Origin of the sequence: Lentzea sp. NBC_00516, from assembly GCF_036346835.1 — a bacterium.
GTDB lineage: Bacteria > Actinomycetota > Actinomycetes > Mycobacteriales > Pseudonocardiaceae > Lentzea > Lentzea sokolovensis.
In genome coordinates this window covers 4,975,859-5,000,099 of sequence record NZ_CP107840.1, presented here as the reverse complement: position 1 = coordinate 5,000,099, position 24,241 = coordinate 4,975,859, and the positions used below count along the sequence as shown (strand labels likewise).

Below are 24,241 nucleotides of genomic sequence, written 5' to 3'. Positions count from 1 at the left end.
CGCGGACGGGCGGATGCGATGACAAGGGCCGAACGGCCGGTGCGGGCCAGACTCACGGTGGCGGAGCCCAGCGAGCCGCCGAGCAGGTGGAGCAGCGTAGTGGCCGCGGTCACGGACGGGACCACGCAGATCGGGGTGGGCAGTGCCCTGACGGCGACCTTCGGTGGTGAGGCCACGAAGTGCTTCGTGACCGGCGAGGCGGGAGGTCGCTGGTGGTTCCTGGCGCTCGCGATTACGGGCCTGGCGATCCTCCTGCTCGGCGTGTGGCAGCGGGTGACGGCAGGCAGCCGGATGCGGGTCGCCATCGTGCCGACCGCGACCGGCCCGCGTGGCGGACACGCCCGGATCCGTCAGCTGGAGCAGCGCGCGGACAAGTTCAGCAAGTCCCTGTGCGACTACACCTTGAAGGTCAACGTCGACCTCGACGCGGACGGCGCGGGCGATCGCGGTTCGCTGGACGACTTCGCCGACAAGACCGCGGAGGGGTCCGCGTGGGCGGAGTGGGCCGCCCCTGACGCCACCGCGATCAACCTGGTCCCGGCAATGGCGGAGAACGTCTGCTTCCTGTTCGGAGCCAAGATCGCCGACTACCCCTTCGCCCGTGACGTGCTGGTGCACGAGGTCGGGCAGGGTGGGACCTCCACGAGCGTTCCCCTGCTGTCGCCGCGAGCGGTCGACGGCCAGGAGACGTCGTACTACGGTCGGCTCCGGCCTATCGAGAGGGGCGACCTGACACGTGTCGCCATCGCGCTGGACCTGCAAAGCGCAGGCGATCAGTACTTCGACCAGGTCAAGGCCACGTGCAGGCGCGACGGGATCGGCCTGTTGCTGATGATCACTCCGCCGCCCGCGCTGCGCAACGGGAGTACGTCGGCACTCGCGCGCGTGGTGGACCTGGTCTGCCGCGAGTGGCAGGGGGCGTCGCTGCACGAAAGTGCGCGCACCGGGCAGCACGCGATCTTCCTCGGCGGCTCGCTCGCCATGGCCGTCGCATTGGGCGCGCGTCTGGCCGCACGGGACCACGGGCGCTGGACCGCCTACGCGCAGGACCCCGCCAGCAACACCTACGAGGCTTTCCCGTCTCCATGCGACAGCCCGCCGTCCAGCTGACTCGAGCTGGGCGGCGGGCTGCGGAGAAGTTACGGAAGACGCCTGAGCACGGTCACGACCTTGCCCAGGATGGTGGCCTCGTCGCCGTTGATCGGCTGGTAGGCCGTGTTGTGCGGCATCAGCCACACGTGGCCGTCCTTGCGCTTGAACGTCTTCACGGTCGCCTCGCCGTCGATCATGGCGGCGACGATCTCGCCCTGGTCGGCCGTGGGCTGCTTGCGGATCACGACCCAGTCGCCGTCGGTGATCGCGGCGTCGATCATCGAGTCACCGACGACGCGCAGCAGGAACAGCTCACCCTCGCCGACGATCTCGCGCGGCAGCGGGAACACGTCCTCGATCGACTCCTCGGCCAGGATCGGCCCACCGGCCGCGATCCGGCCGAGCATCGGCACGTAGGCGGGCGTGGGCTTGGACATCGGGTCGAGACCGGCGTCGATCTCGTTGGGCAGCATCCCGACCGCGCGCGGGCGGTTCGGGTCGCGGCGCAGGAAACCTTTTCGCTCCAGCGCGCGCAGTTGGTAGGCGACCGACGAGGTCGATGTGAGACCCACGGCCTCACCGATCTCGCGCACGCTCGGCGGATAGCCGAAACGGTCGACCCAATCGCGGATCACGTCGAGCACCTTGCGCTGACGCAGAGTCAGGCCGGCGTTTCCCGCGATCTCGTTCACCTGTGTCTCCACAAGAGCGGGATCCGGGTCGATCGTCTTGCCTGCCACGGTCGCTGTCCTCCTCGCCGCCCCCAGTTCGAATGGGAATCCGGCCTCCGTCGATCTTCGTGGTCGACGGTAGTCGTGTTTGCTGCACAGATCAAACACCTGTTCGAGGTATTTGGGCGCGTGTTGTGGCGTTCGGAGAGTCGGTCTGGTAGAAATTCGCACGGACGTTCGATCGAACCCCTGTTCGATCATGGTGGTTGACCTGCGATGGAGGTCGTGATGGCGGTACTCGTCGAGAAGCGGATGCGGGTAGTCGAAGACGCGGACGTCGTAGCGGGACGTCCACTCCGTTCGGGTCCCCGCGTCATGCCGCGCAGGCCGGCGACCAGGCCGCGTCCGGTCGCGGTGCCGGTGTCGCGCGAATCGAGCTCGTGCGAGGTCCGGCCGAAGCGCGAGTCGGTGTTCGAACTCGTCGCGGTCGGCGTGCTGAGTGCCCTGACGGTGGTCGCGCTCGGCGTGCTCTACCTACAGCAGGCGGGGGTCACCCCGTAGGCCTGCCCCTACATCTTGTGTTCCCGGCGCCCGGCGTGACGTGTTCTCTCCGTCATGTGCGGGCGTCGTTGCGTAATCACTGCTGATCGTCGGCGGTTCGCCCAACAGGGTGACGCGCGACGCGCCGTGTCGAGTTGCGTTGCCGTCCGCTGCGATCTAGGTTCTACCCCTACATCTAGTGGTTCCACCGTTGTAAGTAGTCCACAGGTTGTGGGTAACCCGACCAGTGTGGCTGCTGCGGTGAGTGCTGCGCTGGGAAGGGGTGAGGTGGCGTGCGGTGTCCGTTCTGCCGTCATTCGGACTCGCGGGTGGTCGACTCCCGTGAGGTCGACGAGGGACAGGTGATCCGTCGCCGCCGCTCCTGCAACAGCTGCAGCCGCAGGTTCACCACGGTCGAAGAAGCGGTTCTCGCCGTGGTCAAGCGCTCCGGCGTGACGGAGCCCTTCAGCCGCGACAAGGTGGTCGTCGGTGTGCGCAGGGCGTGCCAGGGCCGCCCGGTCGACGAGGACGCGTTCCAGCAGCTCGCCCAGCGAGTGGAAGAGTCGATCCGGTCGACGGGATGCGCGGAAATCGCCAGTCACGAGGTAGGCCTTGCCATTCTCGGCCCCCTGCGTGAGCTCGACGAGGTCGCTTATCTGCGCTTCGCGAGCGTTTACAGGTCCTTCTCGTCCGTAGAGGACTTCGAGAAGGAAATTCTTGATCTTCGCACTGCGAGAGCCGAGGAAGCACCGGCCGAGCAGTGATCCACGCGCACCAGAGCGCGTGAGACAACCATCTTTTCTAAGCACCAGCACGAGGGAGATCCACCGTGACCGAGACCGTCGGCGGCTCAGCCAAGAAGACAGCCGCACGGGCGGCTGCGAAGCCTGCCGCGCTGAAGATTCAGCGCGTCTACACCACCGAAGGCCGCCACCCCTATGACGAGGTCACGTGGGAGCGCCGCGACGTCGTCATGACGAACTGGCGCGACGGCTCGGTGAACTTCGAGCAGCGCGGTGTCGAGTTCCCCGCTTTCTGGTCGGTGAACGCCACCAACATCGTCACCAGCAAGTACTTCCGCGGGGCAGTTGGCAGCGAGGTGCGCGAGCAGTCGCTGCGCCAGCTGATCGACCGCGTCGTGAAGACCTACGTGGGCGCCGGCCGCGAGCACGGCTACTTCGCGGGCGAGCAGGACGCCGAGATCTTCGAGCACGAGCTCACCTACATGCTTCTGCACCAGGTGTTCAGCTTCAACTCGCCGGTGTGGTTCAACGTCGGCACCAGCTCGCCGCAGCAGGTCAGCGCGTGCTTCATCCTCGCGGTCGACGACACCATGGAGTCGATCCTCAACTGGTACCGCGAGGAGGGCCTGATCTTCAAGGGCGGCTCCGGTGCCGGCCTGAACCTCTCGCGCATCCGTTCCTCGAAGGAGCTGCTGTCCTCCGGCGGCACCGCGTCGGGCCCGGTGTCGTTCATGCGTGGCGCCGACGCGTCCGCGGGCACCATCAAGTCCGGTGGCGCCACCCGCCGCGCGGCCAAGATGGTCGTCCTCGACGTCGACCACCCGGACGTCGTGGAGTTCATCGAGACCAAGGCGCGTGAAGAGGACAAGATCCGCGCGCTGCGGGACGCCGGGTTCGACATGGACCTCGGCGGCGCGGACATCGTGTCGGTGCAGTACCAGAACGCGAACAACTCGATCCGCGTGTCGGACGAGTTCATGCACGCCTACGAGAGCGGTAACGACTTCGGTCTGCGCGGACGCCAGACCGGCGAGGTCATCGAGCGCGTCGACGCCAAGGAGCTGTTCGGCAAGCTCGCGAAGGCCGCGTGGGAGTGCGCCGACCCCGGCATCCAGTACGACGACACGATCAACGACTGGCACACCTGCCCCGAGTCTGGCCGCATCACCGCGTCCAACCCGTGCTCGGAGTACATGCACCTCGACAACTCGAGCTGCAACCTCGCGTCGCTGAACCTGATGAAGTTCCTGAGCGACGACGGCAAGTTCGACGCCGTCACGTTCGCCAAGGCCGTCGAGCTGATCATCACCGCGATGGACATCTCGATCTGCTTCGCGGACTTCCCGACCGAGCCGATCGCGGACACCACCCGCAAGTTCCGCCAGCTCGGCATCGGCTACGCCAACCTCGGCGCGCTGCTCATGGCCACCGGCCACGCGTACGACTCCGAGGGCGGCCGCGCGCTCGCCGCGACCATCACCTCGCTGATGACCGGTGTCTCGTACCGCCGTTCCGCGGAGCTCGCGGGCATGGTCGGCGCGTACGACGGCTACAAGCGCAACGCCACGGCGCACCAGCGCGTCATGCGCAAGCACGCCGCCGCCAACGACCTGATCCGCACCTACGGCGGCAACGACTCGGCGACCCACAAGGTCGCGACCGAGGCGTGGCAGCAGTCGCTGGAGATCGGCGCGAAGAACGGCTGGCGCAACGCCCAGGCGTCCGTGCTGGCCCCCACCGGCACCATCGGCCTGATGATGGACTGCGACACCACCGGTATCGAGCCGGACCTGGCCCTGGTCAAGTTCAAGAAGCTCGTCGGCGGCGGCTCGATGCAGATCGTCAACCAGACGGTACCGCGCGCGCTGAAGTCGCTCGGCTACCTCGACGAGCAGGTCGAGGCGATCGTCGAGTTCATCGGCGAGCACGGCCACGTCGTCGACGCGCCGGGCCTGCGCCGCGAGCACTACGAGGTCTTCGACTGCGCCATGGGCGAGCGTTCCATCGCGCCCATGGGCCACGTGCGGATGATGGCGGCCGCGCAGCCGTTCCTGTCCGGCGCGATCTCCAAGACGGTCAACATGCCGGAGGCGGCGACGATCGCCGACGTCGAGGAGATCTACTACCAGGGCTGGAAGCTCGGCCTGAAGGCGCTCGCGATCTACCGCGACAACTGCAAGGTCGGCCAGCCGCTGTCGGCGGGCAAGGGCGCGAACAAGGGCGCGGAGGCCAAGGCCGCGGAAACTGTCGTCGAGTACCGCCCGGTCCGCAAGCGCCTGCCGAAGAAGCGCCCGTCGCAGACCGTGTCGTTCACGGTCGGTGGCGCCGAGGGCTACCTGCACGCCGGTTCCTACCCGGACAACGGCCTGGGCGAGATCTTCGTCAAGCTGGGCAAGCAGGGCTCCACGCTGGCCGGCGTGATGGACGCGTTCTCGATGTCCATCTCGGTGGGCCTGCAGTACGGCATCCCGCTGGAGTTCTACGTCTCGAAGTTCCAGAACCTGCGCTTCGAGCCGGCGGGCATGACCGACGACCCGGACGTGCGCATCGCGACGTCGGTGCTGGACTACCTGTTCCGCCGCCTGGCGCTGGACTACCTGTCCTACGACAAGCGCGCGCAGCTCGGCATCTTCACCGCCGACGAGCGTTCGGCGCAGGTGGCCGGCGAGTACGGCGCCCCCGCGTCGTCCGACGTGGACCTCGAGGGTCTGCGCGGATCGGTGGAGGCCGCTCCGAAGCAGGTCGAGGCCGCCGTCGAGACGCCGAAGCACGTGGGTAGCTCGACCGAGCTGCTGGAGCTGCACCTGGGCAAGGCCGCTGACGCGCCGCTGTGCATGACCTGTGGCACGAAGATGCGTCCCGCTGGTTCTTGCTACCTGTGCGAGGGCTGCGGCAGCACGTCCGGCTGCAGCTGATCGCTGGTCGCTGCCTGCTGGGGACTGTTCCCCAGCAGGCAGCGACGATCGGCGCGGTCAGCCAGCTTCTTCTCGGCTTCCGCGATCACGCAGGCGATGGTCGACGGATTGAGCCGGCCCTCGCCGAAATGGATGATCGCCTTCTCGAACTCGCGGTCGAGTGCGTCGGCGAAGTCAGCGGCCAAGGCGCGTCCTTCGACTCCGGCTTCCAGGACGCACTCGATCGGCTTCCGACCGAACATGACCTCGAACTCCTCGAAGCCGCGGATTGTCACGGCAACTTGATGCCGTGACGGTCAGCCAGTTTCTTCTCGATCTCCGCGATCACGCACGCGATCGTCGACGGGTTGAGCCGGCCCTCCCCGAAGCGAACGACGGTCTTCGCGAACTCGTCCGCCGCCAACGCCCGGCATTCGGCGTTCAGCGAGCGGTGGTCGACCGACGCCTCCTGGAAGCACTCCAGCGGCTTGCGGCCGAAGATGATCTCGAACTCCTCCCAGCCGCGCAGCGTCCAGTACGTGTCGTTGGACGACATGGACGTCGCGCGCAGCCACCGCCACAGGTACTGGGGATCCAGGTGGCTCGGCGACTCGCTGACACAGCGCCCGCACAGCAGCACCACGTTGTCCGTGGTGCGACTGCCACCCATTGACGCAGGCACGACAAGGTGTTGCTCCAGTGAGGACCTGTAACCGCAGCGCCAGCAGCGTTCGTGGGCAGTGCTCCAGTCGAGGCTGAGTTCGACCTCGTGCTCGACCCAGTACGCGACGATCTGCCGGTTGCTGATGCTCATGTGGTCCTCTCCCCAGTTGTTGACTCCCCTGTCGGTCATGAAGGCGATTCCGTTTCGCCCACCCGCAACTGATAGAACATCTCGCATTAAGGGGGAGAGATGCCTTCGTTCGACGACTTACGCCGTTACCTGCTCGGACAGCTCAACGCCGCTGTCCGGCGTCCCGGCATGTACGGCGGTGAAGCGGTGATCCTCACCCTGCTGGACGCGCTGGCGTTCGCCGACGACCGCACGGACCGGTGGCAGATCGAGCTCGACGCGCTGGTGAAGCGCGGTGCGGCGAACGCGGCGATGGTCAGCGGCGCGGTGCACGAGGCGCTCGGGCATCGCAGCGAGGACGTCATGGCGTCGGTGTACGCGGATCTCGCGCACCGGCAGGGCTGGCTGTCGCTCGACGCCGACAGCCGGATTCCCGGTGTGCTGGGTGAACGGGACTGCCTGCTCGACGACGTGATCGCCGAGTACGGCGAACCTCCGTTGTGGCTGGGCGGCACGAATCCCAAGTACTCGAAGACGCTCGGCTACCCGGACCGGTCGGGGTCGCTGGTGTTCTTCCACTTCATGCCTGAGATGCGGCTGATGGCGACCCGGCGCGGTGACGGTGGCTTCCGCGACAGCTTCGTCTTCACCCCTGCCGGGCTGTCGCGGTGACCATCTCTGCGAACTCAGCGATGAGCGGCAGTTCCCGCGGTCCAAATCCATGTGCCTGGGGTAGGCAAAACCGGTAAAATCGCAGGTGATGCGCATAGTTCTGCACACTCGTGCGCGCCTGGACCTCGCATACGCCTCGCTCGACGGGCTCTCCGTCGGCGACGCTCTGGGCGCACAGTTCTTCATGGTCGGCCGCTCGTTGCCCGACCTCGTGGCCGGCAAGCCGCCACGGGGTCCGTGGGAGTGGACCGACGACACCGAAATGGCCTGCAACCTCGTCGCCGAGCTTCGTGATCACGGCGATGTCGACCAAACCCGGCTCGCGACGACGTTCGCCGATCGCTGCGAGCCCTACCGCGGTTACGGCGCGGGGGCGTTCATCATCCTGCGCAAGATTCGCCAGGGCACGCCATGGAAAGAGGCGGCCTCCAGCGCGTTCGACGGGCAGGGCTCGTGCGGCAACGGGGCCGCGATGCGGATCGCACCGCTGGGTGCCTACTTCGCCGACGACCCTCAAGTCGTTACGGCGCAGGCGATCCGGGCCAGCGAGGTGACGCACCAGCATCCGGAGGGTGTCATGGGCGGCCTCGCCGTGGCGCACGCGTCAGCCGTCGCGGCCAGGGCGCGGCTGACCTGTGCGCCACCACGTGATCTGCTCGGGACGGTGCTCGACCACCTCGACGACTCGTTCGTGCGCAAGGGGATCGAGAAGGCGCGCAAGATCGGTAACGCAGAGGAGGCCGCGTACGTCCTCGGCAACGGCTCGCGTGTGACGGCGCAGGACACCGTGCCGTTCACGCTCTGGGTCGCGGCTCACCACCTCGGCGACTACCGCGCCGCCATCACGGCGTGCGTCCGGGCGGGTGGCGACATCGACACCACGGCCGCGATCGTCGGCGGCATCATCGCGAGCCCACCGGAGCAGTGGCGGCGAGAACGTGAACCACTCCCGGACTGGGTGAGCCGCTCTGAACAGGAGCGTTGACCTCGGCGGGGTGATTTATTCATCGCGTGTTGAGTTTTTGGCCGAACGCTCGTAACCTCCTCCCCAGCGGAACCTGGAGGGGTAACCATGGCGCTCACGATCGACTTCAAGTCCATCGACGGCTCGATGCTCGCCACAGTCGGCGGCAAGGCCGCGAACCTCGGTGAGCTCACCAGCGCCGGCCTGCCCGTGCCGCGGGGCTTCTGCGTCACCACGGACGCCTACCGCGCCGTGGCGCAGGCCGACGAACTGGCGAGCACCACTCCGGAGAACGCCCGCAGGACGTTGCTGGAAACCCCTGTGCCGCAGGAGATCCGGGACGCGATCGTCGCCGAGTACCGCGAACTCGGCGACGGTGGCGGTTCTGGGGTGCCGGTCGCCGTGCGGTCCAGCGCTACGGCGGAGGACCTGCCGTTCGCGAGCTTCGCGGGCCAGCAGGACACGTTCCTCAACGTCGTCGGCGAGGACGCGGTGGTCGACGCCGTGCGCCGGTGCTGGGCCTCGCTGTGGACAGACCGCGCGGTCAGCTACCGCGACGCGAACGGCATCGACCACACCACCACCTACCTGGCCGTTGTCGTGCAACGGATGGTGCAGTCCGCGGTGTCGGGCGTGATGTTCACGGCGAACCCGGTCACCGGTACGCGCGACCAGATCGTCATCGACGCGAGCCCCGGTCTCGGCGAGGCCGTGGTGTCCGGCGCGGTCAACCCCGACCACTTCGTCGTCGACGGTGGCGAGATCGTCGAGAAACGGCTGGGGGACAAGAAGTTCGTCATCCGCTCGCTGCCCGGCGGCGGCACCGAGCACGTCGAGGTCGGCGAGAGCGACGAACAATGCCTCAGCGACGGGCAGATCCACGCGCTCGCCGTCCTCGGCCGCAAGGTGCAGCAGCACTACGGGTCGCCGCAGGACACCGAGTGGGCGATCGACGACGACGGTGACCTGCACCTCACCCAGTCGCGCCCGATCACGACGCTGTTCCCGTTGCCGGACAACCCGGACGGCAGGGCGCACGTCTACTTCTGCTTCAGCCTCGCGCAGGGGCTCGAACGCCCGATCACGCCGATGGGGCGCGCGGCGTTCCGGGAGATCGCCAAGTCCGCACTCGAGATCGTGATCGGCGACCCGAAGAGCAAGTCCTATGTGGAGGCAGGCGAGCGCATCTTCTTCGACGCCACCAAGGCGTTGCAGAGCACGGTCGGCCGCGAGTTCGTCACGCGCCTGCTCAGCGTGATGGAGGCACGGTCCTCCGAGGTGTTGCGCGGCCTGTTCGACGACCCGAGGTTCGCGATCAGGAACTCCTCACCGGCGCCCGCACTGAAGCGCGTTCTCCGGCTTGGCCGCCGGTTCCACGTGCCTGTGACGGCCATGAAGGCGCTGGCGAACCCCGAGAAGGCTGTGCGGAACGCATTGCTGCTGGAGCGCGAGATCCTGGAGAAGTCCGCGGCCCTCTCGATCGAACAGGCGTTGCAACAGTGCGTCGTGCCCGTGCTGCCCCGGCTCGCGCCCACCGCGCTGATCGGGTTCGCGATGCTCGGCCTGGTCGGCAAGGTCGTGAAGACCGGGCCGGGGGAGTTGCAGACCGTGCTGCGCGGCCTGCCGAACAACATCACCACCGAGATGGACATGGCGATGTGGGACCTGGCGCAGGAGATCCGCCACGACCCAGTCGCGCTGCGGCAGTTCCAGAACGGCGAACGCCCCGCCGCGCTCGACCGGTTCCTCGCACGGTGGGGTCATCGCGCCGTCGCCGAGATCGACCTCGGCCTGCCGAGGTGGTCCGACGACCCCGCGCACGTCATCGGCGTCGTGAAGAACTTCCTGCGCCTGGAAGAAGATCAGGCTCAACCGGACGCGGTCTTCGCCCGTGGTGCCGCCGAGGCCGAGGCGATGATCGACACGCTCGCCCGGCGCGCCTGGGGTCGTGGTTGGTTCGTGCGCTTCGCGTTGCGCCGCACCAGGTTGCTCGCCGGCCTGCGGGAGTACCCGAAGTACCTGATCATCACGTTGTTCGGCGCCTTGCGGAAGCGCGTCGCCGACATCGGCGCCCAGCTCGTCGCGGCCGACCGGCTCGACACCACGGACGACGTGTTCTTCCTGAACTTCGAGGAAATGCGCTCCCCGCAAGGGGATCTGCGCTCTCTCGTGGCTGAGCGCCGTGAGGTCTACGGCCGCGAGATGCGACGCAGGCACATCCCGCGCGTGCTGCTGTCGGACGGAACGGAACCCGAAGCCGTGCACCACGGTGCGTCCGTAGAGGGTGATCTCGTCGGCACACCGGCGTCGGTGGGCACGATCACCGGCATCGCGCGCGTCGTCATGGACCCGGTCGGCGCGCATCTCGAACCCGGCGAGATCCTCGTGGCGCCGTCGACCGATCCCGGCTGGACACCGCTGTTCCTGACGGCGGGCGGCCTGGTGATGGAGATGGGCGGCGCGAACTCGCACGGCGCGGTCGTGGCGCGGGAGTACGGCATTCCGGCGGTCGTGGGCGTGCGCGAGGCCGTGACGAGGATCAAGACCGGCGAGCGGATCACCGTCGACGGCGGCACGGGCGCGGTTCTGCTGGAACAGCCTGTTGACGTCTCATCGGGGCAGCCGAACGCGTAATGTCGGGATTGTGGCTGAGTCCAAGGGTGAGCTGAACAAGGTCCAGCAGGGCATCGCCGATTACCTGCTGCGCGCCGGCGTCGACGGCTTCGGCCCGTTCAAGAGCGCTCGCGAGTCCGCGTCCGACGCGCTCGTCAAGAAGGGCGACGAGGTCGACGCGATCAAGCACCTCATCCGCACGCACGTCGCGCTGGCGGGTGCCCAGGGCTTCGTCACGAACCTCGGCGGCCTGATCACGCTCCCGGTGTCGCTGCCGTCGAACATCGCGGCCACCTACGTCATCCAGACGCACCTCATCGCGTCCATTGCGTCGTTGCGCGGCCACGACGTGGACAGCGACGAGGTGCAGATGGCCATCCTGCTGTGCCTGCTCGGCAACGCCGGAACCGAGCTGTTCAAAAAGGTCGGCATCAAGCAGTTCACCAAGAAGGCCGCGTCGGCGCTCATCACAAAATACGGTACGAAGAAACTCGGCACCGTCGCGGCGAAGGGTGTTCCGCTGCTGGGCGGCGTGATCGGTGGAGGCATCGACGCCGCCTCTACCAGAGCGGTCGGCGCATTCGCAAATCGCTACTTCGCTCAGACGGACGCATTGCCGAAGGTCATCGACGGCGAGGTGCTGTCCGTGCAGATCGAGGAAGCCGATGGAAAGTCCGATTCGCGCTAGCTCAGCCGGTCCAGTGCGGAGCTGAACGCGTCCGACGGGATGAGCACGCCACCGCTGAACGGATTCTGCAGCTGCCAGATCGCGAACAGCAGCAGAACCAGCGTCGACGTCAGGGTGATGGTGATCAGCAGCTGTGAGGTCAGGGTCGGCCCGCGGAACAGGTACGGGAACAGCAGCGAGAGACCGGTGCCGATCAGCAGCGCGAGCCACACGACCGGGTTGACGCCGTTGTCCGCCGCGTCCAGGCGTTCCTGCCTGGCCTGGTAGACCTCCCACAGCTGGTTCGCCGCCTCGGCCTTGCGGTCCTGCTGCCAGTCGCCTTCCGGCGCCGCCGCCGCGATCGTGTCCCTGATCTGGTTCAACCTGGTCCAGCCCTCGTTGTCGACGGTTTCGCCGTCGCGCATGCGGGGCCATTCGTCCTGGACGACGGTCGACACGTAGTCGCGGATCAGGTCGTCGACCTTGGTCTTGGCCGGCTCGGGCAGCGAGTCCGAGGCCCAGTTGACGGCGACGAGGGAGTTGGCCTCCTTCTGCACCTGTTCCTCCGCGCCGTTGGCCGCGTCGAACAGGGAGATCAGGATGAAGGCGGCCAGCACCGCGTGCAGGCCGGCGACGATGCTGAACACCGATCCGCCCGCGCCGAGGTTCTTCTCGCTCACTTCCTCCGAGCCGAACCGGCGGGTGATGACGACGAGAACGGCGGAGATGACGGCAGCACCGAGAACCCAGAGCGTGCCGCTGAGGTAAATGCTCAATTCGGCTCCTTTCTGGTGTGGGATTAGACCACGGTCTACTGTGACCGGTACAGCACGGTCTGGTTAACGAGTAATGGTCAGGTGGGAATGCGCGGCAACAGCAGTGATACCCGGTTGTCGTATTGGGCTACTCCATTCCGGTGGCGGCGGAATATGCTCGCACTGGGTGGTGTCTCGTCCCTGTTGATGCTTTCCGCGCCGTTCACCAGCGCCGTTGCTCAGACCGCACTCCCGAACTGTGACGCTTATCAAGTCCGTTCATCCCATCGTGGAGACTTCTCGACGTTCACGAAAGTGGACGTCTCATCCGGTGGGGTGACAGAAGTGGCCCGCCTGGACTACGCGCTGAATGCACTGGGGTACTCGGCGACGCTGGGCCGTCTGGTCGGTCTCACGTCCAAGGGCCATCACTGGTGGAAGAACCCCTCGCACGTCGTGCTGATCGACACCAAGGGCGTGGTCAACGACCTAGGACCCGTTGACGCGCACTGGTTCCGCACCGACGACGTGTCGGCGGGAGCGGTCGTCGGCACCACGTTCTACGTGCGCGATACCGCACGGCTGCACGCCATCGACATAGACCCGGCCAGCCCGTCGTACCTCAAGATCGTGCGGACCGTCGTGCTGGACTGGCCCGCTCTCACGCTCGACGACTTCACCGCGGACCCGGCGACCGGCAAGCTGACCGGGGTGTCGGCCGCGGGCTGGGGACCGGGCGAGGTCGTGTCGTTCGATCCGGTGTCCGGGCGCGTGCAGAGCAGGACCGAGATCGCCGGTCTACCCGGCAAGTCCACCTACGGCGCCGTGTTGATCGACGCCGCCGGCACCGTCTACGCCATCAACAACGGCTACAACGGTTACAGCCGCCTCTACCGCGTCACGGGCACGACGGCGGTGGAGCTCTCGACCGGTCCGCAGATGAGCCTGATCGACGCGGCGGGCTGCCTGCCGAACCCGATGCCGCCCCGCGTCGAACCTCCCGCCCCGCGCCCCGAGGTGCCGCAGCCGCCGGCTCCTCCCGCCCCTGGCGTTCCTCCTGCTCCGGCCCCGCTGCCCGCGCCGATCGTGCGGCAGCCGCCGGTCGCCACGACCACGCCGCCTTCCGTTGCGCCGCAACCGGTGCCGATCCGCGCCGCGCGTCAGAGGACCGAGCCGCGCCAGGAACTCGCGGCCGATCCCGAGACCACGCCGCTGACCAAGTCCCGCAAGTGGGCGGTGGTGACCGTCATCCTCGTGATGTTCGGCGCCGGAGCGGCAGCCGCTCGCGCACGGGGTTAGAGCTCCGGATTAATTCGGTTGGCGTGCGGCGACGGCGTCGCTAACGTTGCGGACATGCGCCTCATCTGATGAAGCCCCGCAGCGCTCTTGACGCTGCCCTCGCGACCTCGTCGTCGCGCGCCTCCGGTGACCCATGAGCGGGTCCATCTCTCACGGCTGTTTTCGCCGTGCCCTTTGCACGCCCTCTTCGCGAGGAGGCTTTCGCATGCCTGACACCACCCAACCCCAGCCCGAGCCGGGCAACCGCGCCGCGCGTCGTGCGCAGAAGCGGGGCAAGCAGGACCCGAACGCGCACTTCCAGCAGCCACAGCTGCGTGCGCCATTGGTCCAGCCGCGCCAGTTCGCGACCCGTCGCCGCGGAGGAACCGCGTAGCCGACGCCGAACCAGGCGCGACACCAGCAGGGACGCGGTCGAACGACCGCGTCCCCTGCTCTCTTCGTGGGTTCGATCTCCCGTTCTGTCCGGATCCGATCTAGCCTGAGTTGCTACCGGACCGACAGGATCGGAGGCGCCAGATGAGGATCGCTGACGTTTTGCGGGCCAAGGGAACAGCCGTCGCCACAATCGACCCGGACGTTCCGGTGTCCGAACTGCTCAGAGCGCTCGCCGAACACAACATCGGCGCGATCGTCGTCGTCGGGGCTTCCGGCGTGGCGGGGATCGTGTCGGAGCGCGACGTGGTGCGCCGGCTGCACGAAGTGGGCATTGAGCTGCTGTCTTCTCCTGTGTCGGCGATCATGACCGCCGACGTCTTCACCTGTTCGCCGTCGGACACGGTGGACAGCCTCACGGTCGTGATGACCGAGCGGCGCTTCCGTCACGTACCTGTGCTGTCCGACGGGCAACTGGTTGGGATCGTCAGCATCGGCGACGTGGTGAAGAGCCGGATCGGGCAGCTCGAACAGTCGCAGGACCAGCTGCAGGCCTACATCGCCCAGGGCTGACCCGAGTCACTCACTACGCTGGATCGGGTGAAACCTTCTCCTGGCCGGCCCGGACTCGTCCCAGAACTGGTGGAGGTCGCACCAGGAGTCCACGCCTACATCCAGCCCGACGGGTCCTGGATGATCAACAACACCGGCGTCGTCGTCGGCTCCGACGACTCGCTGCTGCTCGTGGACACCACGTCCACCGAGGCACGCAACCGCGCGTTGCTCGCCTCGGTGGCGTCGGTGTGCCCCGCCGAACCCCGCTACGTGATCAACACCCACCACCACGGCGACCACACCTTCGGCAACTGGCTGATGCCACCGTCGACCGTGATCGTCGGCCACGAGGCGTGCCGCGAAGAGGTGCTCGCCGCCGGCCTGCTCGCCGCGCAGGTCCTGACCGGCCCGGACTACGGCCACCTCGAGGTCCGGCCGCCGTCGCTCACCTACGCCACGTCCCTGACCCTGCACCTGGGCACGCGCGTGGTCGAACTGCACCACCCCGGCCCGGCGCACACCCGCGGCGACACCGTCGTGTGGCTGCCCGCCGAACGCGTCCTGTTCACCGGCGACCTGGTCTTCGCGGGTGGCCAGCCGTTCCTCGCCGAGGGCAGCATCCACGGCTACCTGTCCGCACTGGAGTTCCTGCGCTCGTTCGACGCCGCGGTGGTCGTCCCCGGTCACGGTCCGCTACTGCGAGGCCCCGAGATCAACCGCGTCCTGGACGACCTGGTCGCCTACACGACCTATCTCTCGGAACTCGCCACGTCCGGCCACGCCGCCGCCAAGACCCCGATGGAGGTCGTCCGCGAGGCGGGGGAGTCGCGCTTCTCGTCGTGGCAGGAGTCCGAGCGCCTGGTCGGCAACCTCCACCGCGCCTACCACGAACTGGACGGCAAGCCCCTCTCCGAACGCCTCGAACTCCCTCGCGTCTGGAGGGACATGATGGAACTCCACGGTGGCCCCATCGCCTGCCACGCCTAGCCCAACCAATATATCGCTCTCGCGACCTACCTGACCTGCCGCTTAGCAATGAGTCTTTGGACGGCGTCGTACAAAGACTCATTGCTAAACCAGGTTTCACGTTCTAGACGGCCTGGTCGACGCCAGGCGGTTCGGGGACGTTCTCGGTCTTGGTGCCTGCCGGCATCGCCCACATGAAGGCGCGCATCATCGCGTACTGGAACCTCAGGCCGGCACCGACGTCGCCGGTCTCCACGACCTGCTTGAGCGCGGCGAGAATGCCCTTCCAGGTGGTGTCGACCTTGTCGAGGCGCTTGACGCCCTCGGGCCAACCGGAGTTGCGCAACGTGACACGCGTGCCGCCGTCGACCTCTTCGAGCTCCCAAGAGACGACGGTCCACGGATCGTCGCGCATGGTGAGCCGCTGCGTGTGGGAGAGCAGCCGCGGCGGATCGACCTCCACGATGCGGCCGACGACGAAGACCCGCTTGCCATCGGTCGACCGGTAGTACAACGGCGCGCCCGGCTCGAGTGCGGAGTCGAGAACCGCGTCCATCATGGCGCGCTGCTTGCCGTCGAGTTTGGTTATCTCCGCCCACACCTTCTCGATGGGCGCGGCGATCACGATGCTGTGCAACAGCTCGGTGCCGGGTTCAGCCAACGTCCTCATCCTCCTGTTCGGCGCTCTCGACCGTGAACTTCAGGCCGACCAGCGCCGCTGCCCAGTTCTCCTCGTAATGCGCGACCCACCGCTGGTGAATCTGCTGGATGGGCACGGGATTCAGGTGGTTGACCCGCTTCCGGCCCCGCGGCTCCACGAGCACCAGATCGGCCTCGCGGAGCACACCGAGGTGCTGCATGACGACGTGCCGGCTGGTCTCCAACTCCTCGACCAGCTCTCCCGTGGTGCGCGGTCCCGTGCGCAGGACGTCGAGGATCGCGCGCCTCAGCGGGTTCGCGAGGGCGCGCCAGACGGCGTCATCATCATGTGGCAACTTCATTACGTAAGGTTTTTAACACCTAAGTGCGCCCATGTCGAGCATCGGAACATCGACCTCAAGGCCTATAAGTTCGAGTGATGCTGCACGACGTCGCTGACGCCACGCACCGATATATTGGTTTGCTCGCCGTTGACCAGCGCGAACACGCGATTCGCGCGATCACGGACGACGACCTGAGGCACAGCTGGGCGTATACACCCGGTACACGGCCCGGACTCGCGCTCGGTGAACTCCAGCGAGACCAGCGCAAGGCGGTGCACGGCATGCTCGCGACCGTGCTCAGCCCACACGCCTACGCCCAAGCCGCAGCCGTGATGGCGTTGGAAGACGTGCTTGACCACCGCGAAGGCGGGCGCCGCGACCGGCACAGCGGCGACTTCTGGACCGTGCTCTTCGGCACGCCCGGCAGCGACGAGCCGTGGGGCTGGCGCGTCGAAGGACACCACCTGTCGGTGAACGTGGCCGTCGCCGACGGCCACGTCTCCGCGACACCGTTCTTCCTCGGCGCGAACCCTGCGCGCGTTCTCTACCGCGGCCGCGTGGTCGGCCAGCCGTTGCGACTGGAAGAGGAACTCGCCCGCGAACTCCTCGACCGCATGGGCCCGACCGCCCGTCGCCTGGCCATCGTCTCGGACACCGCGCCGCACGACATCCGCACCGGCAACGCGCCACGAATCAGCCCGTCCGAACCGGTCGGCGTGACCCCGGCCCAGCTCGGAAAACCAGCCGCGGAACTGCTCGTCGACATCGTCCGCTTCTACCTCGACCGGCTCTCGTACGAACTGGCCGACGAGGAGTTCGCCCAGATCGACCAGGAACGCCTGCACTTCTCGTGGGAGGGCTCACTACGCCAAGGCGAGGGCCACTACTACCGAATCCAGGGCCCGGAACTGCTCATCGAGTACGACAACACGGCCAACGAGGCCAACCACGTCCACACAGTCTGGCGTCGCCATTCAGGTGACTTCGGCGATGACCTGCTCGCGGCCCACTACGGCGCGTCACGGCACACTGTCGCCCGTGGAGTGGCCCAGAACGGTTGACCCGAGAATTGATGCTGCCGTAGCGACACAAGAACGCCTGCGCACCCAGGTGATCACCACCAGTGCCCCTGACCTGCACATAGACACCGTCGCAGGCCTGGACGTCGGCTACCGTAGCAATGACACAGTTGCGGGCGTCTGCGTGGTGTTCGATGCAAAGACGCTGGTCGTCCTCGACGAGGTCGTCGTCGAGGACACAACGGACTTCCCATATATCGCCGGGCTCTTCGCGTTCCGCGAGATGCCTGTCCTGCTGCGCGCCCTCGATCAGGTGACCGTCGCGCCCGACCTGCTGGTCGCGGACGGTCAGGGCCTCGCACACCCGCGCCGGTTCGGCCTGGCGTGCCATCTCGGCGTGCGCACCGGCATCCCGAGCATCGGCGTCGCCAAGAACGCGATGGGCACGTTCGAGCAACCAGGCCACGCCCGCGGGTCGATGAGCGACCTCGTCATGGACGGCGACAACGGCGACGAGGTCGTCGGCAGGGCGTTGCGGACACAGGACGGCGTGAAACCCGTCTTCGTGTCGGTCGGCCACAAGATCGACCTGGACCGGGCGTGCGCCGAGGTACTGCGCCTGGCCCCGCGCTACCGGCTGCCTGAGACGACCCGCCGCGCTGACACGCTCACGAAGCAGGCTGCTTCGTCGGGGTGAAGCTCAGCAACACGAGCAGGATCGCGCCGCCGACCAGTGCGATGTCCGCGACGTTGCCGACGAACCAGCCGTTGTAGTCGATGAAGTCGACGACGTGCCCGCGCGCGAAGCCCGGCGGCCGGAACAGCCGGTCGAGCAGGTGCGTCGTCGCGCCGCCCAGCATCAACGCGAGTGCGATCGCCCGCAGCCTCGACTGCGGCTGCATGCCGTACCGGGCGAGCATCACGACGGCGACGGCCGCGACGATGGTGAAGATCCACGTCGACCCCGCGCCGATCGAGAACGCGGCACCGGGGTTGTAGAGGAGCCTGAACTGCAGGAACTCCCCGAGAACGGGAATGGGCGCGCGGCCGGTCAGCGCGCTCTCGGCCCAGAACTTGGTGGCCTGGTCCAGCAGCAGCACGAGCACGGCGATGCCCATGACGAGTGGCACGCGGCGAGAGGTGGTGGTGTCCATTTGCGGACGAGCGTAGTTAAGAACACCGCCGCTTGGCATCAGACCCTGGTCACTCCTTGAACGCGTCGAGGTCGTTGACGTCGGCTGCGGCGAGAAAATCCTCCGCCAACGTCGCTGACCGCTCGTCGGTGTCGTAGTCGACGCAGATGCGCCACCGTCCGTCTGTGCGTCGTGAATACGTGTGGAAGCGGCCATAGAACGTGCGTCCGTCGCCGTCCGCACGCGTCGACTCGAGCTGGAAGATGCCGCGCTCGCTCGCGATGTTGTTCGCCGCGACGCGCTCGACGAACCGGAACGTGATGCTCACCGAGCTGCCGCGGTCAGCGAGCTCGGCGAACCACCGCTCCATCTGGTCTGCGTACTCGGAGAACCCGAACACCTGTTTCGCCGGGCCACCCGCGCGGATCAGCTCCGGCGAGTACAGGTCCAGGAACGCCGGTGCGTCCAGCCGCGCGTAGGCGAGCGGGAACGGGTGCCAGACATCGTCGTTGAGCTGACGCAGCAGCGTGGTGTCCACGACCTCAGAACGTAGCGCGGAAGACTCCGGACAGAAGCGGATGTGCGTCAACGATCTTGCGAGCGACGCTGACGGAATCAACGAGCGGATGCAGCGCCAACGCCTTCACCGCGTGCGCACGCTCACCGCTGATGGCCGCCTTGATGGTGGCGCGTTCGACGACCTTGAGCGCGGTGACGAGGCCGACGCCTTCGTCTGGAACCTGGCTGACCGACACCGGCCGCGCGCCGTTCGCGTCGACAAGGCTCGGCACCTCGACGATGGCGTCCGCGTCGAGACACGACAACGTCGTCCCGTTCGGCACGTTGAGGATCAGAGTGGCTCGCTGGTCGGACGTGATCGCGTGCATCAGGTCGAGGGCGACCCGCTCGTAGCCGCCGCCGTCGAGGTCGTCGCTGTCGCGTCCGTCGTCGCGGGTCTCGGCCATGTAGGTCTGCTCGCGTTCGAGACGGGTCCGCTCCCAGCTTTCCCACGAAGGCGCCGCGTAGAACTGTTTCTGCTGCTCCAGCAAGAACGCCCCGCGTGACGCGCCGGACTCCACCGCCTCACGCGTGAAGTAGTAGTAGTGCAGGTACTCGTTCGGGATGGCACCCAACGTCCGCAGCCACTCCGCGCCGAAGAGTTTGCCTTCCTCGAACGACTCGAGCCGCTCGGCGTCGGCGAGCAGGTCCGGCAGCACATCGCGCCCACGCACGTGGACGCCCCGCAGCCAGCCGAGGTGGTTGAGGCCGGCGTAGTCGAGCCACGCGTCTTCGAGGCTGGCACCGACCGCCCGCACGACCCGCTTGCCGAGCCCGACGGGGGAGTCGCAGATGCCGATGACGCGGTTGCCGAGGTGCGCCGACATCGCCTCGGTGACCATGCCGGCCGGGTTCGTGAAGTTGATGACCCACGCGTCCGGCGCTTGCACTGATATACGGCGTGCGATGTCGAGCGCGACGGGCACGGTACGCAGCCCGTATGCAACGCCACCGGCGCCGACTGTTTCCTGCCCGAGCAAACCGCATCCCGCCGCGACGCTCTCGTCGGCCGCGCGTCCGTCCAGTCCGCCGACGCGGATCGCGGAGAACACGAAGTCCGCTCCGCGCAGTGCCTCGTCGAGATCGATCGACGTCGTCACGGCCGGCGCGTCCGATACATCAGTCGCGAGTTCGGCGAGGACGCCACCGATCGCGGCGAGGCGGACGGCGTCCAGGTCGTGCAGCACGACCTGGGTCACGCGGCCGGGCGAGCGATCGGCGAGCAGTGCGCGATAGACGAGCGGCACTCGGAAGCCGCCTCCGCCCAGGATGACCAGCTTCATGCCTTGACCACGTCCTCGGGGATCTCTCCTGCAGTGCGAGCCGCTTCGCTGAATCTTACATTTTCAGGTGCGGCGGACGACGAATTGCGAAGGACCGGCCTTAGTGGCTACCAGTGGCTCTCCGGCTGACATCAGCTCGTGGGTCTGCGCAATGAGGTCTGGAGGGCCGGTGGTCACTCGCTGGGCCCGCTGAGCTGCGCGGATCAACTTCATCGCGGGATCTCACGAAGGGTTCCACGCGCGACTGAAGTGTGATAAAAAGAATGGCTTTGCATTTTCGGAATCAATTTTCCGGGAAGACAGAATGATTGTATCACAGGGAGCAAGGTGTTGGCGAGCGAACAGGCACGGATCACCTCTCTGTATGAAAAGCTCGACAAAGAACGGAACAAAGCGGCCGCCGACCTCGCGGCCGCACTGCGGGACACCGTTACCCAGCGACTGGATCGCGAGACGTCCGTCGAGCTGCTGACCAGGGAAGTGGGGAAGTACCGCGCGGCGGAGGAGGGGCTGTGCTTCGGCCGCATCGACTCGGAGAAAGGCGACTGCACCTACATCGGACGCGTCGGGTTGTTCGACGACGACTTCGAACCGCTGCTGCTGGATTGGCGCGCACCGGCCGCGCGCCCGTTCTACACGGCGACCGCCGCGAACCCGGAAGGTGTCGTACTGCGGCGGCACTTCCGCGTTCGGGACCGGGAGCTGTGCGACTTCCACGACGACGAACTGCTGACCGACACGACCGCGTTGCTCGACGCCCTCAACGCGCCGCGGACCGCGACGATGCGCGACATCGTCTCGACGATCCAGGCCGAACAGGACGAGATCATCCGCTACTCGGGCCCCGGCGTTCTGGTGATCGAAGGCGGCCCTGGCACCGGCAAGACCGCTGTGGCCCTGCATCGCGTGGCATACCTGCTGTACACGCGCCGTGAACGCCTGTCGCGGCATGGCGTGCTGATCGTCGGCCCGAACACCGGCTTCCTCCGCTACGTCGGCGACGTCCTGCCGTCGCTGGGGGAGACCGACGTCGTGTTCGCGACGCCCGGCGAGCTGTACCCCGGCTTCGTGACCGACGTCGAGGACACCCCGCCGTTGCAACGACTGAAAGGCGATATATCAGTTCTGGACCTGCTGGCTGTCGCCGTCGCCGACCGGCAGGAACTTCCTGACGAACCCGTCGAGATCGAACTGGAAGACGTCGTCGTTCCGCTCGACGCGCACATCGCCGCCCTCGCGCGAGAGAAGACCCGCTACTACGGCCTGCCTCACAACGCTGGCCGCAAGTACTTCTTCCTCGCACTCGCCGAGGAACTCGTCGCGCCGGCGTTGCGGCTGATCGGCGTCGACTGGCCGGAGATCGAGGAGGACGTCCGCCACGAACTTCGCCACAGCTCCGCGCTGCGCGACGTCGTCGACAGGCTGTGGCCGCTGCTCACGCCAGAGAAGTTGCTCGCCGACCTGTACGCCGGCCGCTGTTTCAGGATCGGCGCACCGGAGTTGTACCGGCCTGATGCCGAAGCGTGGACGGTGTCCGACGTGCCGCTTCTGGACGAGCTCGCTGACCTGCTCGGGTCCGACGGCACTGCGGAACGCGCGGCCAGGCGAGAGGAGGAAGAACAGCTCGACTACGCGCGAGGCGTCATGGACGTCCTGTCGATCGACAGGCGCGCGGACTCCGACGAGTACATCGTCACGGACTTCGTCAACGCCGAGGTGCTGGCAACCCGGCACGAGGTTCGCGACCAGCGCACCCTCGCCGAACGTGCCGCCGACGACCGCACGTGGACCTATGGCCACGTCGTCGTGGACGAAGCGCAGGAACTGTCCGCAATGGACTGGCGCGTGCTGCTGCGCCGATGCCCCAACAGGTCCATGACCGTCGTCGGCGACCTGGCACAGCGCCAGGCGGCGGGCGGTGTCCGGAGCTGGGGGTCGGTGTTCGACCGGTTCGCCTACCGCCGGCTGGAGGTCAACTACCGAACGCCCGGCGAGATCATGGCCGTCGCGACCCCGGTTCTGAAGCTCGTCGACCCCGACGCGTCTGCGCCAGTGTCGGTGCGTACGTCCGGCGTACGTCCGTGGGCTCGTCGCGTGACTGATATATCGGCCGCCGTGCGCGACGAACTCGACGCACACGCCGACGCACGCAACGAACGCACGATCGCTGTCATCGGCGAAGGCTGGATGCCGCCGCGCGCGTCGAAGGGGCTGGAGTTCGACGTCGTCCTCGTCGTCGAACCGCACCGCATGTCGCCCAGCGAGCTGTACGTGGCGCTGACGAGGGCGACGCAAAGGCTCGGCGTCCTGCACACCGAACCGTTGCCACGTCACCTAAGAGGTCTCCTCTGAGACCCACGCCAGGTAGTCGTCGTTACCTCCGGTCACGGGGGTGACGACGACCTCGGGCACGTCATAGGTGTGATGCACCTTGATGTGCGCGACGAGGTCGTCGACGCGGATGGCGGACGTCTTCACGACGCACCGCCACTCCGCGTCGACACGCACCTCCCCATCCCACCGATAGACGCTGCGGATCGGCACGATCTGCACGCACGCGCCAAGCCGTGCCTCGATCACGCCCTTCGCCAGCGACTCCGCGGCCTCGGCGGAATCGACCGTCGTCGTCACCACGCTCACATCACTCACAGCGCGTCGATCTCCTTCATCAACTGGTCTTTCAGTTGGTCCGTCGCGTACGACGCCCGCACCGCCGCCCGCGCGAGGCCGGCGAGCTCGTCGCGCCCGAACCCGAACCGCTCGTGGCACAGCAGGTACTCGCGGTCGAGATCGGTGTGGAACATGCCGGGGTCGTCGGTGCTGATCGTCACCGGCACCCCGGCTTCCACGAGCCTCGGCAACGGGTGTTCGTCCAGTGACTTCACCGCACCCGTGCGGATGTTCGACGTCGGGCACACCTCTACTACGACGCCCTCGTCGGCGAGATGCCGCACCAGCTCGGGATCCTGCACCGCGCTGACGCCGTGCCCGATCCGTTCGGCGCGCAGATCGCGCAGTGCGGCCCAGATCTCGCTGGGCGGCGTCGTCTCGCCGGCGTGCGGCACCATGCGCAGCCCGGCGTCGCGTGCCATCGCGAAGGCCTCGCGGAAGTTCGTCCTCGGCGAGTCCGACTCGAATCCGCCCAGCCCGAACCCGACCAGCCCGTCTGGCCGGTGCTCGGTCGCGAACCGCGCACTCGTCATGCCCCAGTCGCGGTCCCAGACTCCGGGAACGTCGAAGATCCACTGCAACGCCACACCGTGCACGGCGAGCGCCTCGTCGCGGCCAGCCTTCAACGCTTCGACGAGTTCGTCGGGCGCGATGCCTGCCCGCAGGTGGCTGGTCGCACTGATCGTCAGCTCCGCATATCGGATATTGGTCCGCGCGGCGTCGCGCGCGTATCCGACGATGAGCGTGCGGATGTCCTCGCCGGTGGTGACGAGGTCGTTGACGATGCCGTACACGTTGATGAAGTGCCGGAAGTCCCTGAACTCGTAGAACTTCCGCAACGCGTCCTCATCGGCCGGTACCCGCCCGCCGGGATGGTTGCGGGCAAGTGCGAGGACGGTGTCGACAGAAGCCGCGCCCACGAGGTGGACGTGCAGCTCGGCCTTCGGCAGCGCGTGGACGAAGTCGGAAATGTGCACGGTCAATGCTCTCAGGTCAAGG

The 24,241-nt window shown here is 67.3% G+C and carries 26 protein-coding genes; 15 read left to right on the top strand and 11 right to left on the bottom strand.

All coding sequences use genetic code 11. The annotated features are described in order from the left end of the window. Positions 1-18 precede the first annotated feature (18 nt). Positions 19-1,110, top strand: coding sequence for a hypothetical protein (locus tag OG205_RS21755; protein ID WP_330278061.1), 1,092 nt, complete (start codon positions 19-21; stop codon positions 1,108-1,110). Positions 1,111-1,139: 29 nt separating this feature from the next. Here the strand turns inward: OG205_RS21755 and lexA are convergent, their stop codons facing one another. Then, positions 1,140-1,817: a transcriptional repressor LexA gene (gene lexA / locus OG205_RS21750; protein ID WP_442916830.1), complete on the bottom strand. Its 678-nt coding sequence runs from the start codon at positions 1,815-1,817 to the stop codon at positions 1,140-1,142. Positions 1,818-2,051: 234 nt separating this feature from the next. Here lexA and OG205_RS21745 point away from each other — a divergent pair, with 234 nt between their 5' ends. The 3 genes from OG205_RS21745 (at position 2,052) to OG205_RS21735 (ending at position 5,961) form a co-directional block, all read left to right on the top strand. Then, complete coding sequence (locus OG205_RS21745) at positions 2,052-2,324, top strand: hypothetical protein (RefSeq protein ID WP_330278060.1); 273 nt, start codon at positions 2,052-2,054, stop codon at positions 2,322-2,324. 272 nt (positions 2,325-2,596) lie between these two features. Beyond that, positions 2,597-3,067, top strand: coding sequence for a transcriptional regulator NrdR (gene nrdR, locus OG205_RS21740; protein ID WP_030464916.1), 471 nt, complete (start codon positions 2,597-2,599; stop codon positions 3,065-3,067). 65 nt (positions 3,068-3,132) lie between these two features. Continuing rightward, positions 3,133-5,961 (top strand): vitamin B12-dependent ribonucleotide reductase, encoded by a 2,829-nt coding sequence (locus OG205_RS21735; RefSeq protein ID WP_330278059.1) that lies wholly within the window; start codon positions 3,133-3,135, stop codon positions 5,959-5,961. On the opposite strand, the gene OG205_RS21730 is transcribed toward OG205_RS21735, so the two are convergent. Together OG205_RS21730 and OG205_RS21725 are read right to left on the bottom strand one after the other, a co-directional pair. Then, the gene (locus OG205_RS21730) at positions 5,919-6,146 is read right to left on the bottom strand and encodes a hypothetical protein (RefSeq protein WP_330278058.1); all 228 of its coding nucleotides are present in this window, start codon (positions 6,144-6,146) and stop codon (positions 5,919-5,921) included. The genes OG205_RS21735 and OG205_RS21730 overlap by 43 nt on opposite strands. 86 nt (positions 6,147-6,232) lie before the next feature. Next, positions 6,233-6,793, bottom strand: coding sequence for an HNH endonuclease (locus OG205_RS21725; RefSeq protein WP_330278057.1), 561 nt, complete (start codon positions 6,791-6,793; stop codon positions 6,233-6,235). Between the two features lie 60 nt (positions 6,794-6,853). Between OG205_RS21725 and OG205_RS21720 the strand changes: the two genes are divergently transcribed. From OG205_RS21720 to OG205_RS21705, 4 genes are all read left to right on the top strand, one after another. Then, positions 6,854-7,405, top strand: a complete 552-nt coding sequence (locus OG205_RS21720) for a hypothetical protein (RefSeq protein ID WP_093599683.1) — start codon at positions 6,854-6,856, stop codon at positions 7,403-7,405. 88 nt (positions 7,406-7,493) lie between these two features. Then, complete coding sequence (locus OG205_RS21715) at positions 7,494-8,390, top strand: ADP-ribosylglycohydrolase family protein (protein ID WP_330278056.1); 897 nt, start codon at positions 7,494-7,496, stop codon at positions 8,388-8,390. An 87-nt stretch (positions 8,391-8,477) separates the two neighbouring features. Further along, entirely contained in the window at positions 8,478-11,003 is a 2,526-nt protein-coding gene (locus tag OG205_RS21710) for a PEP/pyruvate-binding domain-containing protein (protein WP_330278055.1), read from the top strand. A 10-nt stretch (positions 11,004-11,013) separates the two neighbouring features. Then, a complete protein-coding gene (locus tag OG205_RS21705) occupies positions 11,014-11,670 on the top strand; it encodes an EcsC family protein (RefSeq protein WP_330278054.1) in 657 nt (218 codons plus the stop codon). On the opposite strand, the gene OG205_RS21700 is transcribed toward OG205_RS21705, so the two are convergent. Next, the gene (locus tag OG205_RS21700) at positions 11,667-12,425 is read right to left on the bottom strand and encodes a bestrophin-like domain (RefSeq protein ID WP_330278053.1); all 759 of its coding nucleotides are present in this window, start codon (positions 12,423-12,425) and stop codon (positions 11,667-11,669) included. The genes OG205_RS21705 and OG205_RS21700 overlap by 4 nt on opposite strands. Before the next feature lie 324 nt (positions 12,426-12,749). Here OG205_RS21700 and OG205_RS21695 point away from each other — a divergent pair, with 324 nt between their 5' ends. The 4 genes from OG205_RS21695 (at position 12,750) to OG205_RS21680 (ending at position 15,617) form a co-directional block, all read left to right on the top strand. Then, entirely contained in the window at positions 12,750-13,703 is a 954-nt protein-coding gene (locus tag OG205_RS21695; RefSeq protein WP_330278052.1) for a DUF6923 family protein, read from the top strand. A gap of 205 nt (positions 13,704-13,908) precedes the next feature. Continuing rightward, positions 13,909-14,076 carry a hypothetical protein gene (locus OG205_RS21690; RefSeq protein WP_330278051.1) on the top strand — a complete coding sequence of 56 codons (168 nt, stop codon included), beginning with the start codon at positions 13,909-13,911 and terminating at the stop codon, positions 14,074-14,076. A gap of 143 nt (positions 14,077-14,219) precedes the next feature. Next, entirely contained in the window at positions 14,220-14,648 is a 429-nt protein-coding gene (locus OG205_RS21685; protein WP_330278050.1) for a CBS domain-containing protein, read from the top strand. 27 nt (positions 14,649-14,675) lie between these two features. Then, positions 14,676-15,617, top strand: coding sequence for an MBL fold metallo-hydrolase (locus OG205_RS21680; protein WP_330278049.1), 942 nt, complete (start codon positions 14,676-14,678; stop codon positions 15,615-15,617). Positions 15,618-15,720: 103 nt separating this feature from the next. Here the strand turns inward: OG205_RS21680 and OG205_RS21675 are convergent, their stop codons facing one another. Beyond that, positions 15,721-16,266 carry an SRPBCC domain-containing protein gene (locus OG205_RS21675; RefSeq protein ID WP_330278048.1) on the bottom strand — a complete coding sequence of 182 codons (546 nt, stop codon included), beginning with the start codon at positions 16,264-16,266 and terminating at the stop codon, positions 15,721-15,723. Then, on the bottom strand, positions 16,250-16,597 hold the full coding sequence (locus tag OG205_RS21670) for an ArsR/SmtB family transcription factor (RefSeq protein WP_319978290.1): 348 nt from the start codon (positions 16,595-16,597) through the stop codon (positions 16,250-16,252). The genes OG205_RS21675 and OG205_RS21670 overlap by 17 nt, the downstream gene beginning before the upstream one ends. A 77-nt stretch (positions 16,598-16,674) precedes the next feature. On the opposite strand from OG205_RS21670, the gene OG205_RS21665 reads away from it, so the two are divergent. Continuing rightward, positions 16,675-17,640 (top strand): DUF3500 domain-containing protein, encoded by a 966-nt coding sequence (locus OG205_RS21665; protein WP_330278047.1) that lies wholly within the window; start codon positions 16,675-16,677, stop codon positions 17,638-17,640. Next, the gene (locus OG205_RS21660; protein ID WP_330278046.1) at positions 17,570-18,295 is read left to right on the top strand and encodes an endonuclease V; all 726 of its coding nucleotides are present in this window, start codon (positions 17,570-17,572) and stop codon (positions 18,293-18,295) included. Before OG205_RS21665 ends, OG205_RS21660 begins: the two co-directional genes overlap by 71 nt. Here OG205_RS21660 and lspA read toward each other — a convergent pair. From lspA to OG205_RS21645, 3 genes are read right to left on the bottom strand one after another with little or no spacing between them, the layout of a single operon-like run. Further along, entirely contained in the window at positions 18,267-18,752 is a 486-nt protein-coding gene (gene lspA, locus OG205_RS21655) for a signal peptidase II (RefSeq protein WP_319978286.1), read from the bottom strand. The two genes, OG205_RS21660 and lspA, sit on opposite strands and share 29 nt — an antisense overlap. A 49-nt stretch (positions 18,753-18,801) precedes the next feature. Further along, positions 18,802-19,269, bottom strand: a complete 468-nt coding sequence (locus OG205_RS21650) for a YybH family protein (RefSeq protein WP_330278045.1) — start codon at positions 19,267-19,269, stop codon at positions 18,802-18,804. Positions 19,270-19,273: 4 nt separating this feature from the next. Then, entirely contained in the window at positions 19,274-20,572 is a 1,299-nt protein-coding gene (locus OG205_RS21645; RefSeq protein WP_330278044.1) for a 6-phospho-beta-glucosidase, read from the bottom strand. A gap of 330 nt (positions 20,573-20,902) precedes the next feature. On the opposite strand from OG205_RS21645, the gene OG205_RS21640 reads away from it, so the two are divergent. Continuing rightward, a complete protein-coding gene (locus tag OG205_RS21640) occupies positions 20,903-22,924 on the top strand; it encodes a helicase (RefSeq protein WP_442916796.1) in 2,022 nt (673 codons plus the stop codon). Here the strand turns inward: OG205_RS21640 and cutA are convergent. Together cutA and add are read right to left on the bottom strand one after the other, a co-directional pair. Beyond that, positions 22,907-23,221: a divalent-cation tolerance protein CutA gene (gene cutA, locus OG205_RS21635; RefSeq protein WP_330278042.1), complete on the bottom strand. Its 315-nt coding sequence runs from the start codon at positions 23,219-23,221 to the stop codon at positions 22,907-22,909. The genes OG205_RS21640 and cutA overlap by 18 nt on opposite strands. Next, positions 23,218-24,219 carry an adenosine deaminase gene (gene add, locus OG205_RS21630; protein WP_330278041.1) on the bottom strand — a complete coding sequence of 334 codons (1,002 nt, stop codon included), beginning with the start codon at positions 24,217-24,219 and terminating at the stop codon, positions 23,218-23,220. Before add ends, cutA begins: the two co-directional genes overlap by 4 nt. Between the last annotated feature and the right edge of the window lie 22 nt (positions 24,220-24,241).

Bases quoted from the DNA above. Each gene is read 5' to 3' on its own strand.
- OG205_RS21755 (WP_330278061.1), top strand. From the start codon at position 19: ATGACAAGGGCCGAACGGCCGGTGCGGGCCAGACTCACGGTGGCGGAG.
- OG205_RS21745 (WP_330278060.1), top strand. From the start codon at position 2,052: ATGGCGGTACTCGTCGAGAAGCGGATGCGGGTAGTCGAAGACGCGGAC.
- OG205_RS21725 (WP_330278057.1), bottom strand. From the start codon at position 6,793: ATGACCGACAGGGGAGTCAACAACTGGGGAGAGGACCACATGAGCATC.
- OG205_RS21720 (WP_093599683.1), top strand. From the start codon at position 6,854: ATGCCTTCGTTCGACGACTTACGCCGTTACCTGCTCGGACAGCTCAAC.
- OG205_RS21715 (WP_330278056.1), top strand. From the start codon at position 7,494: ATGCGCATAGTTCTGCACACTCGTGCGCGCCTGGACCTCGCATACGCC.
- OG205_RS21710 (WP_330278055.1), top strand. From the start codon at position 8,478: ATGGCGCTCACGATCGACTTCAAGTCCATCGACGGCTCGATGCTCGCC.
- OG205_RS21690 (WP_330278051.1), top strand. From the start codon at position 13,909: ATGCCTGACACCACCCAACCCCAGCCCGAGCCGGGCAACCGCGCCGCG.
- OG205_RS21685 (WP_330278050.1), top strand. From the start codon at position 14,220: ATGAGGATCGCTGACGTTTTGCGGGCCAAGGGAACAGCCGTCGCCACA.
- OG205_RS21675 (WP_330278048.1), bottom strand. From the start codon at position 16,266: ATGAGGACGTTGGCTGAACCCGGCACCGAGCTGTTGCACAGCATCGTG.
- OG205_RS21670 (WP_319978290.1), bottom strand. From the start codon at position 16,597: ATGAAGTTGCCACATGATGATGACGCCGTCTGGCGCGCCCTCGCGAAC.
- OG205_RS21665 (WP_330278047.1), top strand. From the start codon at position 16,675: ATGCTGCACGACGTCGCTGACGCCACGCACCGATATATTGGTTTGCTC.
- OG205_RS21660 (WP_330278046.1), top strand. From the start codon at position 17,570: ATGACCTGCTCGCGGCCCACTACGGCGCGTCACGGCACACTGTCGCCC.
- lspA (WP_319978286.1), bottom strand. From the start codon at position 18,752: ATGGACACCACCACCTCTCGCCGCGTGCCACTCGTCATGGGCATCGCC.
- OG205_RS21645 (WP_330278044.1), bottom strand. From the start codon at position 20,572: ATGAAGCTGGTCATCCTGGGCGGAGGCGGCTTCCGAGTGCCGCTCGTC.